Consider the following 13,971-nt stretch of genomic DNA (forward strand, 5'->3'; position numbering starts at 1 on the left):
GAACAGGGAGGACATGATGGACGACCGGACCCGCATCGAACTTGAAGCCGCCGCCTTCCGCCGCCTGCGCGACCATCTCCGCGAGCGGACGGACGTGCAGAACATCGACATGATGAACCTCGCCGGCTTCTGCCGGAACTGCCTCTCCCGCTGGTGGGAGGAGGCCGCGAAGGAGAAGGGCGTCGAGGTCACGCGCGAGGCGGCGCGCGAGGAATTCTACGGCGAGCCCTATGACGAATGGCGCGCGAAGCACCAGACCGAGGCGAGCGCCGAGCAGAAGGCCGCCTTCGCGAAGTCGCACGGCTGAGGGCCGTTCCGGGGCCGTCCTCCGCCCCTTCGTCGAGACTTCAGGCGCGCAAGGGGCGAAGCGGCTAAACCATGACTGTCACAAAAGTGTCGTAAATCAGAATATTATTTTGAATCATTTATTTAACCCCTCTGCTCACTGTGTGCACACAGCTGCGCCCACGCGAAATAGGCGGCTGAAGAGGCGTCCGGCGCCGGCCGGAGCGGGGAAGGGCGGGGCTCACGCCCACGCGGCCCATGAACCGTGAAAGCAGCAGCGCCCGATCCGCCGCCGCGCGCCGCCGGGCCAGAGCGTGAGGTCGAGCGCGGCGGAGCCGCGCTCCCCGTCCGGCTCCATTGAAAGCCGGGCGAGGGGGCGGGCTTCCGTCGCCCGCGCGCCGGCCGCCTCAATCGCCGCGTCTATGGCGGCGCGGGTCGCCGCCGGCATGTAGTCCCACATGATCGAATGCATGAGGAGCCGCAGCCGGCCCTCCGGCTGCGGGGCGGCCAAGCGTCCGGGGAGCCAGGCGGCGGCGTCCCCCGGCTCCACGCGCCAGGGCGTCGCGGCGAGGGCGGCGAGCGCGGCCTCCGCCCGCGCGATCCGCGCATGCTGGTCCGGCCAGAGATAGGCGATGAGCGGGGAGGGCCGCGCCGCCGGGTCGATCGGAGCGAGGTCCACGCCCGCGCGCTCCACGATGCGAAGCGGGGCCGCGGGGTCCGGCGCGTTCCCGCGCCATTCGCAGTCGATGCGCGGCCCGTCTCCCGCCCGCCGGCCGGCGGGGCCGAACTCGTAGGCGTAGAATTCGGGGATCAGGTTGAGCCCGGCGGAGGCTCCGATCTCGATAAGCTCGATCTCCATCCCGGTCTCCGCCGCCGCGATCAGGAGCCCGCCGATCAGCGCGCCGGAACGGGCGGGCTCGTTGGTCTGCGGGGGCAGGTCGAGCATCGGGGCGAGGAAGGCGTCTCCCGCGCGGATCGCCTCCGCGAGGAGTGCGGGGGAGGGCGTCTCGCCCGCCGCATAGGCTTCCGCCAGCGCCGGGGCGCGGCCCGACCGGGCGAGCGCATGGAGCGCCCCCGCCGCGCGAAGCGCCACGCGGTCGGCCAGCGGGTCCCCTTTCCACGCCCGCAGCCGCTCCGCGAAGGCGGCGCCATCCGGCAGCGCGCCGGGCAGCCGGGTCAGCAGATCCGCCGTAAAGGGCGAACCGAGGCCGCGGCAGGAGCGCGCCTGATCGAGGAAATGGGCCTCGACTTCCGACTTCATGGCGCATCCGCCGTGAAATGGATGCGGTCGAACCGGGCCCGAAGCGCGCGCGTCTCCGCCGCGAGCGCGTCCGGCTCCTCCGTCTTCAGCGCCCGCACGAGCAGCGCGGCGATCTCCGGAACGTCCCCTTCCGTCACGCCCCAGCGCGCCAGCTCCGGCGTCCCGAGCCGGAGGCCGTTCATCTCTCCCTCTATCGGCGGAAGCGGCAGCCCGATGCCGCATGCGAGGAAGCCCGCGGGCCTGATGTGGCGGGAGGCGGCCTGCCCGCCGCCCCAGCGTGTCGCCTCCAGCGCGAACTGGTGCGAAGCGGTGAAGTCCCGCGCCGCGCCATAAACCGGCAGACCGGCCGCCGCGAGGCTCCCCGCCATCGCCCTCGCCAGCGCGACCATCCGCCCGGCGAAGGCGGCGCCCTCCGCCCGCCAGTCCGCCAGCGTCACGGCGAGCGCGGCCGCGCGTCCGGCGTCGGAATTCGCGGTCAGGCCGGGGAAGGCGACCGCGTCGAGCCGCGCCGCGACCTCGGCGTCGTTCGTCACGATCAGCCCGCCCGGCGGGCCGGCGAGGCTCTTGTAGGTGCTCATCGTCATCAGATGCGCGCCCTCGTCGAGCGGGTTGGGCCAGGCGCCGCCCGCGATGATCCCGCATTGATGCGCCGCGTCGAAGAGGAGCGAGGCGCCGACCTCGTCCGCGATCTCCCGCGCCTTCGCGACCGGATGGGGAAAGAGGTTGAGGGAGCCGCCGAGCGTGATGATCCGCGGCCTGACCTCCCGCGCCAGCCGCGCCAGCGCGTCGATATCCACGGTGTAGCCCGCCGCATCCACCGGCGCGGGGACGGTGCGGAGCCCGAAGAGCCCGGCGCAGCCCGCGGCGTGATGGGTGACATGGCCGCCGATCTCCGGGGGCGGCGCGATGATCGCGTCTCCCGGCCGCGCCAGCGCCATGAAGCCGGCGAGATTGGCCATCGCGCCGGAAAGCGGCCGGATTTCCGCGAAGCGGGCGCTGAACACGGCGCAGGCGAGCGCGGCGGCGATGGTCTCGATCTCCTCGATCGCCTCCAGCCCCGTCTCATACTTTTCGCCCGGCCATCCGAGCGAGGGGCGGGGGCCGAGCCCGGCGGCGAGCATCGCCTCCGCCTTCGGGTTCATCGCGTTCGTAGCCGGGTTGAGGTTGAAGCAGTCCCGCTCGTGAATCTCCCGGTTCCGCGCAGCAAGGGCGGCGACGCGCCCCGCCACCGCCCCCGGCGCGAGGGCGTCGACGGCGGTAGCGAGGTCGGCGAAGCGGGCGCGGGCTGGCGCGCTCATCCAGGGGCCGGGTTCGGGCTTGCTCATCTCTGTCTCCTTTCGAGCGAAGGAACGCCGTCGCGGACCGGGGCGCAAACCAGTTCTCTTGCGAATCCGGCGTAGAAAAACTACGCCTCGTGGATGTCCCTCTCCCCGCCCCGCGGCTCCGGCCTGCCGCTCACCGCGCTCCGCGCCTTCGAGGCGGCGGCGCGGCTCGGCGGCTTCGCGGCGGCGGCGGAGGAGCTTTCGGTCAGTCCCGGCGCGGTGGCGCAGCAGGTGAAGGCGCTGGAGGCGGCGATCGGCGCCCCGCTCTTCGAGCGCCGGGCGCAGGGCGTCGCGCCGACGCCGCTCGGCGCGGAGGCGGCGCGGGGCTTCACCGCGGCCTTCGACGCGCTCGGGGCCGCGGCGGCGCGGCTCCGGGCCGGGGCCGGTCCGCGCGCCGCGCGCATCGCCGCGCTCCCCGCCCTCGCGCAGCTCTGGCTCTCCCCGCGTCTCCCCGCGCTCCGGGCCGCGATGCCGGGAATCGCGCTCTCCGTCACCGCGCTGGAGCGGGCGCCGAACCTCCTGCGCGAACCCTTCGACCTTGCGCTTTTCTACGAGCCGGCGGAGGGCGCGGCCCGCGCGCTCGATCTCGGGCCGGACGTGATCTTCCCCGTCGCGGCCCCTTCCGTCGCCCGCCGCCTTCGCCGCCCGGCCGACCTCGCGCGCGAGGCGCTGCTGACGGACGCCGCATGGCCGGGCGACTGGGCGCTCTGGGCCGAAATCGCGCCCGGCGCGCCGCGCCGGCCGCCGGCGGGGCCGGTCCATTCCCTCTATGCGCTGGCGGTGGAGGAGGCGGCTTCCGGCGGCGGGGTGCTCATCGGCCATTCCCACCTGGTGAGGGCCGCGATCAAGGCGGGCCGGCTCGTCGCCCCCTTTCCGGAGCGGCGGGCCCTGCCGCGGCGGCTGACGCTCAGCCTCTCACCCGCCGCCGAGGGCGGGCCGGCGGCCCGCGCCGCCGCCATGCTCGCGGCCTGAGGAGAGGATGATGGACCCGATGACCGCGCTGGAGGCGCTCAGCTATATCGTCACCATCCTTGGCCTGCCGCTCGGCATCTGGATCTTTGCCGCGCAGCAGCGCGAGGCGCGGCAGAACGAGGAGAACGCGCTCCACCGCGAGCTTTCCGAGGAATACGACGGCTTCCTGCGGCTCGCGCTGGAGAATGCCGACTTTCAGCTGATGCGCGGCGGCGCGGCGCAGAAGGCGCTGACGGAGGAGCAGCGGGAGCGTCAGACGATCCTCTTCCGCATTCTCGTCTCTGTGTTCGAGAAGGCGTTCATCATCCTTTACGACGAGCGGATGACGGAGGAGACGAAGCGGCTCTGGCTCTCCTGGGAGGACGACATGCGCGAATGGTGCGCAAGGCCCGAATTCCGCGCCCAGCTCGGCGCCCTGCTGGAAGGGGAGGATGATCTCTTCTCCCGCCACATCCTCCGAATCGCCGAACGCGAGTCGGCGCGATGATGCGCGCGATGATCGCCGATGCGCCGGGCGCCGCGCTCCGCGACGGCGCTCTGCCGCGGCCCGTGCCCGGCGCGCACGAGGCGCTGATCCGCGTCCGCGCCGCGGGCGTCAACTTCGCGGACACGCTGATGGTGAAGGGCCGGTATCAGGAAACGCCGCCCTTCCCCTTCGCGCCGGGGCTCGAGGTCTGCGGCGTCGTCGAGGGGGGCGCGCTCCCCTCCGGCACGCGCGTCGCCGCGCTGGTGCGCGGGGGGTTCGCCGAATACGCGTTGGCGGATGCCCGGCTCTGCGTCCCCGTCCCGGCGGCGATGCCGGACGAGGTCGCCGCCGGGTTCCTTGTCGCCTACGGCTCCTCGGAGATGGCGCTCGACTTCCGCGCGAGGCTGAAGCCGGGGGAGACCCTGCTCGTCACCGGCGCGGCGGGCGGCGTCGGCCTCACGGCGGTGGAGATCGGCAAGCTCATGGGCGCCCGCGTCGTCGCCTGCGCCCGCGGGGCGGAGAAGCTGGCTGCGGCGAAGGCCGCGGGCGCCGACATCCTCCTCGATTCCACGAGCGCGGACATCGCGGCGGAGGCGAAGGCGCTCGGCGGCGCGGATGTGATCTACGAGACGGTGGGCGGCGCCGACTTCGCCGCCTGCCTCCGCGCCGCGAAGCCGGGCGGGCGCATCCTCCCGATCGGCTTCGCGGGCGGGGAGATTCCGCAGATCCCCGCCAACATCCTCCTCGTGAAGAATCTCGTCGTCCTCGGCTTCTATTGGTCCGCCTGGGCGAAGCTCGACCCGGGCGCGATGGCGGAGAGCCTCGCGCGGCTCTTCGGCTGGTGGGAGGCGGGGCGGCTCCGCCCGCACGTCTCCCATGTCCTGACGCTCGGCGAGGCGGAGGCGGCGCTGGAACTTCTCCGCACGCGCGCGGCGACCGGCAAGGTCGTGCTCCGCGTCGCGGCCGCCTGAAGGATCCGCCGATGCTCCGGTTCGCTCTCGCTTTCCTCCTCGCGCTCCCCGCCGCCGCCGCGGACTTCCCGACGCTCGGCGGCGCCGCCCCCATCGTCATCGGCCACCGCGGCGCGCCCGGCTATCTGCCGGAGCACACGCTGGCGAGCTACGAACTCGCCATCGCCATGGGGGCGGACTTCATCGAGCCCGACCTGGCGATGACGGCGGACGGCGAACTCGTCGCCATGCACGATGAGACGCTGGAGCGGACGACGGACGCGGAGACCGTCTTTCCGGGCCGTCCGGGGGGCTACGCCGTCTCCGGTTTCACGGCGGAGGAGATCGCGCGCCTGACCGTCCGCCCGACCGGCGCCGCCTCCGCGACCCGCCCCGGCTTCGCGCCGCGGTCGGAGCGCGCACTGGCCGTTCCGACCTTCGCGGAAATCCTCGCGCTTCTTGCTGCGCATGAGCGGGGAACGGGCCTTCGCATCGGCGTTTATCCGGAGGCGAAGGCGCCGACGAGCGAGGCCCAGCTCCGCGCCATCGTCGCCGCGCTCAAGGCCGCCGGGCGCGGCGGGGCGGGGGGGCGGGCGCTGATCCAGAGCTTCGACCTTGACGCGCTCCGCGCCCTCGGGCGGATCCAGGGGGAGGCGGGAACCTCGATCCCCCTCGTCGCGCTCGGGGGCGCCGGTCGGCGCGTCGACGGCTTCGTGCTGGAGCGGCGGGGCGGGGCGGTTCCGCTCGCAGAAATCGCCCTCATCGCCTCCGGCGTCGGCGTCTCCGTCTCCCGCGGCGCGCTCTCGGCCGAGTTTGTCGCGGCGGCCCATGCGCTCGGTCTTGTCGTGCACGGCTACACCCTCCGCCCGACCTCGCAGGAGGAATCGGACCGGATCACGGCCCCGCTGGTTGCGATGGGCCTCGACGGGTTCTTTTCCGATTATCCCGACCTGACGCACGCGAGCGTGGACGCATCGGCGGCGCGCTGAGCGGGTTTCAGGAGCCCGGCGCCTTCGGCGCGCGCCAGCCGCGGCGGACGCTGACGACGCGGAGAAGGCAGGTCAGCGCCACCGCCGCCGCCGCCGTGGCCGTCTCCGACCACTCCATCCGCGCGCCAAGCGCGGCGATGGCGGCGCCGAGCAGCGCGGCGAGCGCATAGACCTCTTCCTTGAGCACCCGCGGCGTCTCCGCCACCAAGAGATCGCGGAGCGCCCCGCCGCCCACGGCGGAGACGACGCCGAGGAGCACGGCGGGGAGCGGATCCAGCCCGAAGGCCAGCGCCTTCGTGCAGCCGGCGACGGCGAAAAGCCCGAGTCCGAGCGAATCCATCAGCATCACCGGCTTCGTCGCCCGCTCGATCAGCCGGTGCGCAAAGAACACCGTCGCCGCAGCCGCCATCGCCGCAAGGAGATAGCGCGAATCGGCCAGCCCCGCCGGCGGCGTCGCGCCGAGCGCCACGTCCCGCAGCACCCCGCCCGCAAGCCCGGCGGCGAGGGCGAGGACGACAAGGCCGAATGCGTCCAGCCCCTTCCGCACGCCGAGCATCGCGCCCGACAGCCCGAAGACGAAGGTCCCGGCGAGGTCGAGCCAGAGCGAGAGGCCGAGGGGAAGCTCGGGCATCGTGCGCCTTCAGCCCGGCGGGGTTTCGGCGATGTCGGAGACGCCGAGCGCGGCGAGCATGGCGCGCATCTCCGCCGCCGCCGCGTCGAGCGCTGCCCGGTCCTGCCCGCGGGCGACGAGCGTGGAGCCCGCGCCGCCGCGGTAGAAGGGATAGGAGCCGAAGGAGAGAGCCGGATGCCGCGCCGCGAGCGCGCCGAGCGGCGCCGCCAGCTCCCCCTCCGGCGCCCCGACGCGGAACGCCCAGGAAAGGAGCGGCGCGCCGCCCTTCAGCACCGGGCGCAATCCCTCCAGCATCGCCTGGAAGACGGCGGGCACGCCCGCCATCACGTGCACGTTGCCGATGGTGAAGCCCGGCGCCTGGCTGCCCGGATTGAGGATCAGCGTCGCCCCCTCCGGTATCCGCGCCATGCGGAGCCGCGCCTCGTTCAGCTCCCCGGCCGCGTAGTAGGCTTCGAGGATCGCGCGCGCGTCCTCGCGCACGCCGATCGATGCGCCGAAGGCCGCGGCGACCGCATCCGCCGTGATGTCGTCATGCGTCGGCCCGATCCCGCCGGAGGTGAAGAGATGATCGACGCGCGCGCGGAGCGCGTTCACCGCCTCCACGATCGCCTCCCGGTCGTCCGCCACGACGCGGATTTCGCGGAGGTCGACGCCGATCTCGGTCAGCGTCTTCGCCAGATGCCAGGCGTTCCCCTCCCGCGTCCGCCCGGAAAGCACCTCGTCTCCGATGACGAGGGCGGCGGCCGTCGGGCGGGTTTCGGGTTCGGTCATGCGCTGCGCTCCTCTCAGGGGACGCGGCATATAACCCGCCATGAGAGAAAGGCGACAGGCGCCGTCTTGCGCCGCAGCCCTTGAACGCCGATGATAGTAGAGAGCGGCTAGGGACGAGACGTGGAGCGCACGACGGCAGACAGGACCCCGGAGGGGATCAAGATCCACCATCCGGGGGATTTCGCCGGCATGCGCGACGCCGGCCGCCTCGCCGCCGAAGTGCTCGATATGATCGGCGACCACGTTGCGCCGGGTGTTCTCACCGAGGAGCTGGACCAGCGGATCCACGACTATATCCTCGCCGCAGGTGCCGTGCCCGCCACAGTGGGCTATCGCGGCTACGAAAAGGCCTCCTGCATCTCGATCAATCATGTCGTCTGCCACGGCATTCCGGGCGCGCGCGCGCTGAAGCCTGGGGACATCCTGAACATCGACGTGACGGTGATCCTCGACGGATGGTTCGGCGATACGAGCCGCATGTATGTCGCGGGAACTCCGAACCGGAAGGCTGAGCGGCTGATCGACATCACGCATGAGGCCTTGATGCGCGGCATCGCCGCCGTCCGCCCTGGCGCGACCTTCGGCGACATCGGCGCCGCGATCCAGCGCTACGCGGAGGGGGAGCGCTGCGGTGTGGTTCGGGATTTCTGCGGCCACGGTCTCGGGCGCGTGTTCCACGACGCGCCGAACGTCCTGCATTTCGGGCGCCCGGGCTCCGGCCCGGTGTTGCGGCCGGGCATGTTCTTCACAATCGAGCCGATGATCAATCTCGGCCGGCCGGAGACGAAGGTGCTCTCGGACGGATGGACGGCCGTGACGCGGGACAAGTCGCTCTCCGCGCAGTTCGAGCATTCGGTGGGCGTTACCGACGAAGGCGTGGAAGTCTTCACGCTTTCGCCTGCAGGGCGATTCCACCCGACCTGGAGCCGCTGAGCGGCCGAATTCGGCCCGTTTCGCGCCCCGCCCCGCTTGAATCCTGCGGGGAAAGCCCTTCATATCGGCGTCAGGCGCGCAGGCGGGGGCCTGCGGCTTCAATGACGATTACCTCAACGGGAGAGGACAAGATGAAAAAGACCCTGATCGCCGCCGTCGCGGCGAGCTTCGCGCTTGTCGGCGCGGCCTCCGCGCAGGAAGTGAAGATCGGCGTGATCCTCGGCTTCACCGGCCCGCTCGAGTCCATCACGCCGGATATGGCCGCGGGCGCCGAGCTGGCGATGAAGGAGGTCTCGGAGGCCGGTGGCATCCTCGGCGGCACGATCGTGACGCCGGTGCGCGGCGACTCGACCTGCATTGACGCCGCCGCGGCCACCGCCGCGGCCGAGCGGCTAATCACCTCCGAAGGCGTCGCCGCCATCATGGGCGCGGACTGCTCGGGCGTGACGACCGCGATCCTCCAGAACGTCGCCATGCCGAACGGCGTCGTGATGATCTCCCCCTCCGCGACCTCGCCCGCGCTCTCGACCATCGAGGACAACGGGCTCTTCTTCCGTACGGCGCCCTCCGACGCGCGGCAGGGCGTGATCGTCACGGAGATCCTCCGCGGCAAGGGCGTGAACGAGATCGCGATCTCCTACACGAACAACGATTACGGCAAGGGCCTCGCCGATTCGATCGAGACCAACTTCAAGGCGGCGGGCGGCACGGTGACGCTGAACGCCCCTCATGAGGACGGCAAGGCCGACTACTCCGCCGAAATCGGCGCGCTCGCCTCCGCGGGCGGCGAGGTGCTCGTCGTCGCCGGCTATCTCGATCAGGGCGGCAAGGGCATCATCCAGGCCGCGCTCGATTCCGGCGCCTTCGACACCTTCTACCTGCCGGACGGCATGGTGGGGGACAGCCTGCCCGCCGCCATCGGTGCGGATCTGAATGGCTCCTACGGCGCCCTGCCGGGCACGGACAGCGAAGGCGCGGCGATTTTCGCCCAGCTGGCCGAGCAGGCGGGCTTCAAGGTCGGCGCCTTCTCGCCCGAGAGCTATGACGCGGCGGCGCTCCTCATGCTGGCGATGGAAAAGGCGGGCTCCACCGCCTCCGCCGACTTCGCCAAGGAAGTCCTTGGCATCGCCAACGCGCCGGGCGAGCAGATCCTGCCCGGCCAGCTCAAGAAGGCCATCGACATCATCCGTGCGGGCGGCGAGGTCGACTATGTCGGCGCGTCCGCCGTCGAGCTGATCGAGCCGGGCGAGAGCGCGGGCAATTACCGCGAGATCGCAATCCAGGACGGCGCCATCACGACGGTCGGCTTCCGCTGATCGCCTGAGATCGACGCAAGCGCGGCCCGGCTTCGCGCCGGGCCGCGCCATTGGGGGCGCGCCGATGATCCGCGTAGAGAACGTCCACAAGCATTTCGGCGGCGTACGCGCGGTGAACGGCGCGACTCTGGAGATTGTGCAGGGCTCCATCACCGGGCTGATCGGCCCGAACGGGGCCGGCAAGACGACGCTCTTCAATTGCATCGCCGGCGCCTTCCCGCCGACCTCCGGGCGTGTGTGGCTCGGGGAGGAGGAGATCACAGGCCTCACGCCTCATGAGCTCTTCGCGAAGGGGCTCCTCCGCACCTTCCAGATCGCGCACGAATTCTCCTCGCTCACCGTGCGGGACAACCTGATGATGGTCCCCCCGCACCAGTCCGGCGAGCGGCTGTGGGACGCATGGTTCTCCCCCCGCAAGGTCCGGGCGGAGGAGGCCGCGATCCGCCGGAAGGCGGACGAGGTGATCGAGTTCCTCAACATCTCCCATGTGGCGGACGAGCTGGCAGGGAACCTGTCCGGCGGGCAGAAGAAGCTGCTGGAACTCGGCCGCACGATGATGGTGGAGGCGAAGATCGTCTTTCTCGACGAGGTCGGCGCCGGCGTGAACCGCACGCTCCTCAACACGATCGGGGACGCGATAATCCGCCTAAACAAGGAGCGCGGCTACACCTTCTGCATGATCGAGCACGACATGGATTTCATCGGTCGCCTCTGCGACCCGGTAATCGTCATGGCCGAGGGCACGGTGCTTATGCAAGGAACCTCCGAGGAGGTGCTTTCCGACGAACGCGTGATCGAGGCCTATCTCGGGCACGGCGTGAAGAACAAGGCGGAGGTCGGAGGGTGAGCGCCGAACCCTTCCTCATCGGCGAGAAGATGGTCGGCGGCTATGGCGGCTCCACCATCCTCAACGGCTGCACCATTGCGGTGAACCGGGGGGAGATCGCCGTCATCGTCGGGCCGAACGGCGCCGGAAAATCCACCGCGATGAAGGCCGTCTTTGGGATGCTGAACCTCCGCGAAGGCTCAGTCCGGCTCGGCGGGAAGGACATCACGCATCTCTCTCCGCAGGACCGGGTGCCCGAGGGCATGGCCTTCGTGCCGCAGAACAACAACGTCTTCGCGGGCATGACCGTCCGCGAGAATCTCGAAATGGGCGCCTATCTCCGGCGCGAGGGCGTCGAGGAGACGATGGAGCAGGTGTTCCATCTCTTCCCGATCCTGCGCGAGAAGGCGGGGCAGAACGCGGGCGAGCTTTCCGGCGGCCAGCGCCAGCAGGTCGCCGTCGGCCGCGCGCTGATGACGAAGCCCTCCGTCCTGATGCTGGACGAGCCGACCGCCGGCGTCTCCCCCATCGTGATGGACGAACTCTTCGACCGGATCATCGAAATCCGCCGCACCGGCATCGCGATCCTGATGGTGGAGCAGAACGCGCGGCAGGCGCTGGAGATCGCGGACAAGGGCTATGTGCTGGTGACGGGCGAGAACCGTTTCACCGACACCGGCGCCGCGCTTTTGGCGAACCCCGAAGTTCGCCGCAGCTTTCTGGGGGGATGATGAGCGAATTGATGTCTTGCCCCCCCACGGTCCCGGCTGCCGGACCCCGATGAACGGCGCGCAGCCGCATCGAGGCCCCGGCTCAAGGCCGGGGCCGTGAGCGGGGCGGGCGCATGACGGACATCCTCAACGCCCTCGTCGTTTTCGCGAATTTCGTGCTGGTGCCCGGCGGCGCCTATGGCGCGCAGCTGGCGCTCGGCGCGCTCGGGATCACGCTCGTCTACGGCGTGCTCCGCTTCTCCAACTTCGCGCACGGGGACACGATGGCCTTCGGCGCCATGGTCACCGTCCTCGTCACCTGGTGGATGCAGGGCCATGGGCTGAGCCTCGGCGTGCTGCCCACCGCGCTTCTCGCCTTGCCCTTCGGCATCGCCGCCACTGCGCTCTTCGTCCTGGCGACGGACCGCGTCGTCTACCGCTTCTACCGAAGGCAGCGCAGCGCGCCGGTGATCTTCGTCATCGTCTCGGTCGGCGTGATGTTCATCATGAACGGCGTCGTCCGCTTCATAATCGGGCCGGACGACCAGAACTTCGCGGACGGCGCCCGCTTCATCGTCTCGGCGCGCGACTTTCGCGAGATGACCGGGCTCGACGAAGGGTTGGCGATCAAGTCCACTGCGCTTCTCACCCTTGTCGTCGCGATCGTCGTGATGGCCGCGCTCTTCTGGTTCCTGCAGAAGACGCGGATGGGCAAGGCGATGCGCGCCTATGCCGACAACGAGGATCTCGCCCTTCTCTCCGGTGTGAACCCGGATCGGGTGGTCATGGTGGCGTGGATTCTTGTCGCTGCGCTGGCGACAGTGGCGGGCGTCCTCTACGGGCTCGACAAGACCTTCAAGCCCTTCACCTATTTCCAGCTTCTCCTGCCGATGTTCGCCGCCGCCATCGTGGGCGGGATCGGCAACCCGGTCGGCGCCATTCTCGGCGGCTTCGTCATCGCCTATTCGGAAGTCGCGGTGACCTACGCCTACAAGCGCTTCCTCGGGCACCTCCTGCCCGAAAGCCTCGCGCCGGAGAGCCTCGTCCAGCTGCTCGGGACGGAGTACAAGTTCGCCGTCTCCTTCATCATCCTCGTCGTCGTGCTCCTGATAAGGCCGACAGGCATCCTGAGGGGGAAGACGATATGAGCGCCTCGCTTCGCGCGCCGGTACTCTTCGCCTTCATGGCGGCGGCCCTGGCCGTGGTCGGCTTCTACCAGTCCTGGTCGCTCAGCCTCGCGATACTCAATCTCTGTCTGATCTCCTCGATCATGGCGCTCGGCGTGAATGTCCAGTGGGGCTATGCCGGGCTCTTCAACGTCGGCACGATGGGCTTTGCGGCCATCGGCGGCGTCGCCGCCGTGCTCGTCTCCGCCGCGCCGGTGGGGGAGGCGTGGTCGGCGGGGGGCTGGGGGCTCTTCCTCGCCCTTCTCGCCGTCATCGCCACGATCGTCGTCATCGTCGTCATCCGCGCGAAGATGCCGAAGGGCAGGGCGCGGGGCTTCGCCGTCGCCGCCGCGATCCTCTTCGGCTACACGCTCGCGCGCTGGGCCTTCGATCCGGCGGTGGACGCGATCGAGGCGATTGACCCGGCGCTTTCCGGCTTTCTCGGCGGGCTCGGCCTGCCGATCACCGTTTCCTGGGCGGTCGGCGGCCTCATGGCTGCGGGCGTCGCCTGGGTGATCGGCAAGATCGCGCTCGGCCTCCGCTCCGACTATCTCGCCATCGCCACGCTTGGCATTTCCGAGATCATCGTCTTCATCGCGAAGAACGAGGACTGGATGACCCGCGGCGTGAAGAACGTGACCGGCCTGCCGCGCCCTGTGGCCTATGAGGTCGATCTCCAGCAGGCGCCCTGGTTCCTCGAACGCGTCGCCGCCTGGGGGCTCGACCCGGTGGAGGCGTCGTCCATCTACGTGAAGCTTTCCTACGCCCTTCTCTTCGCCGCCGTGCTTCTTGCCCTGCTCTGGCTCTCCGAGAAGGCGCTCAACTCGCCCTGGGGTCGCATGATGCGCTCGATCCGGGACAACGAGGCGGCGGCGGAGGCGATGGGCAAGGACGTGACGGCGCGGCGGCTCCAGACCTTCATCCTCGGCTCCGCCATCTGCGGCATAGCCGGCGCGATGCTGACGACGCTGGACGGCCAGTTCACCCCCGGAACCTACAACCCGCTCCGCTTCACCTTCCTCATCTGGGTGATGGTGATCGTCGGCGGCTCGGGCAACAACTGGGGCTCGGTGCTCGGCGGCTTCCTGATCTGGTTCGTCTGGATCCAGGCGGAGCCGGCGGGGCGCTGGATGATGGACGTGATGACCATGGGCTTCGGGGAGGAGAACCCGTTCCGCCTCCACATGATCGAGAGCGCGGCCTATATGCGCTTCATCCTGATGGGCCTCATTCTTCTCGTGGCGCTCCGCTTCGCGCCCAAGGGGCTTATCCCAGAGCGCACGAAGCTGGGCGCATAGCGCGCCGGGGCGATGCGGAAAGCGGGACGCGGCCATGCGCCCCGCCGCCTTGCTCACGCCCCGGCGGCGTGCCAC

The 13,971-nt window shown here is 70.6% G+C and carries 15 protein-coding genes; 11 read left to right on the forward strand and 4 right to left on the reverse strand.

Translation table 11 applies throughout. The annotated features are described in order from the left end of the window. Window positions 1–16: 16 nt before the first annotated feature. Entirely contained in the window at window positions 17–307 is a 291-nt protein-coding gene (locus ACE37J_RS02845; protein WP_409706721.1) for a DUF1244 domain-containing protein, read from the forward strand. Between the two features lie 219 nt (window positions 308–526). Here the strand turns inward: ACE37J_RS02845 and ACE37J_RS02850 are convergent, their stop codons facing one another. Beyond that, window positions 527–1,546 (reverse strand): DUF2332 domain-containing protein, encoded by a 1,020-nt coding sequence (locus ACE37J_RS02850; RefSeq protein ID WP_409706724.1) that lies wholly within the window; start codon window positions 1,544–1,546, stop codon window positions 527–529. After that, window positions 1,543–2,871 (reverse strand): serine hydroxymethyltransferase, encoded by a 1,329-nt coding sequence (glyA, locus tag ACE37J_RS02855; protein WP_409706727.1) that lies wholly within the window; start codon window positions 2,869–2,871, stop codon window positions 1,543–1,545. The genes ACE37J_RS02850 and glyA overlap by 4 nt, the downstream gene beginning before the upstream one ends. 93 nt (window positions 2,872–2,964) lie before the next feature. Here glyA and ACE37J_RS02860 point away from each other — a divergent pair, with 93 nt between their 5' ends. From ACE37J_RS02860 to ACE37J_RS02875, 4 genes are read left to right on the forward strand one after another with little or no spacing between them, the layout of a single operon-like run. Next, window positions 2,965–3,840 carry a LysR substrate-binding domain-containing protein gene (locus ACE37J_RS02860; protein WP_409706730.1) on the forward strand — a complete coding sequence of 292 codons (876 nt, stop codon included), beginning with the start codon at window positions 2,965–2,967 and terminating at the stop codon, window positions 3,838–3,840. Window positions 3,841–3,850: 10 nt separating this feature from the next. Then, window positions 3,851–4,327 (forward strand): hypothetical protein, encoded by a 477-nt coding sequence (locus tag ACE37J_RS02865; RefSeq protein ID WP_409706733.1) that lies wholly within the window; start codon window positions 3,851–3,853, stop codon window positions 4,325–4,327. After that, on the forward strand, window positions 4,327–5,277 hold the full coding sequence (locus ACE37J_RS02870) for an NADPH:quinone oxidoreductase family protein (RefSeq protein ID WP_409706736.1): 951 nt from the start codon (window positions 4,327–4,329) through the stop codon (window positions 5,275–5,277). Before ACE37J_RS02865 ends, ACE37J_RS02870 begins: the two co-directional genes overlap by 1 nt. A gap of 11 nt (window positions 5,278–5,288) precedes the next feature. After that, on the forward strand, window positions 5,289–6,245 hold the full coding sequence (locus tag ACE37J_RS02875) for a glycerophosphodiester phosphodiesterase family protein (protein WP_409706739.1): 957 nt from the start codon (window positions 5,289–5,291) through the stop codon (window positions 6,243–6,245). Between the two features lie 7 nt (window positions 6,246–6,252). Here the strand turns inward: ACE37J_RS02875 and ACE37J_RS02880 are convergent, their stop codons facing one another. Next, window positions 6,253–6,876 (reverse strand): trimeric intracellular cation channel family protein, encoded by a 624-nt coding sequence (locus ACE37J_RS02880; RefSeq protein ID WP_409706742.1) that lies wholly within the window; start codon window positions 6,874–6,876, stop codon window positions 6,253–6,255. A 9-nt stretch (window positions 6,877–6,885) separates the two neighbouring features. After that, complete coding sequence (locus tag ACE37J_RS02885) at window positions 6,886–7,647, reverse strand: competence/damage-inducible protein A (RefSeq protein WP_409706745.1); 762 nt, start codon at window positions 7,645–7,647, stop codon at window positions 6,886–6,888. A 120-nt stretch (window positions 7,648–7,767) separates the two neighbouring features. Between ACE37J_RS02885 and map the strand changes: the two genes are divergently transcribed. The 6 genes from map (at window position 7,768) to ACE37J_RS02915 (ending at window position 13,896) form a co-directional block, all read left to right on the forward strand. Next, window positions 7,768–8,580, forward strand: coding sequence for a type I methionyl aminopeptidase (gene map / locus ACE37J_RS02890; RefSeq protein WP_409706748.1), 813 nt, complete (start codon window positions 7,768–7,770; stop codon window positions 8,578–8,580). Between the two features lie 131 nt (window positions 8,581–8,711). Further along, window positions 8,712–9,896, forward strand: coding sequence for an ABC transporter substrate-binding protein (locus ACE37J_RS02895; protein WP_409706751.1), 1,185 nt, complete (start codon window positions 8,712–8,714; stop codon window positions 9,894–9,896). A 64-nt stretch (window positions 9,897–9,960) separates the two neighbouring features. Further along, window positions 9,961–10,743: an ABC transporter ATP-binding protein gene (locus tag ACE37J_RS02900; protein WP_409706755.1), complete on the forward strand. Its 783-nt coding sequence runs from the start codon at window positions 9,961–9,963 to the stop codon at window positions 10,741–10,743. Window positions 10,744–10,772: 29 nt separating this feature from the next. Then, window positions 10,773–11,453: an ABC transporter ATP-binding protein gene (locus ACE37J_RS02905; protein WP_409707351.1), complete on the forward strand. Its 681-nt coding sequence runs from the start codon at window positions 10,773–10,775 to the stop codon at window positions 11,451–11,453. Between the two features lie 113 nt (window positions 11,454–11,566). Further along, window positions 11,567–12,580, forward strand: coding sequence for a branched-chain amino acid ABC transporter permease (locus ACE37J_RS02910; protein ID WP_409706758.1), 1,014 nt, complete (start codon window positions 11,567–11,569; stop codon window positions 12,578–12,580). Continuing rightward, window positions 12,577–13,896, forward strand: coding sequence for a branched-chain amino acid ABC transporter permease (locus tag ACE37J_RS02915; RefSeq protein WP_409706761.1), 1,320 nt, complete (start codon window positions 12,577–12,579; stop codon window positions 13,894–13,896). Before ACE37J_RS02910 ends, ACE37J_RS02915 begins: the two co-directional genes overlap by 4 nt. Window positions 13,897–13,971: the final 75 nt, after the last annotated feature.

It is taken from the genome of Pikeienuella sp., from assembly GCF_046290545.1.
Taxonomy (GTDB): Bacteria; Pseudomonadota; Alphaproteobacteria; order Rhodobacterales; family Rhodobacteraceae; genus Pikeienuella.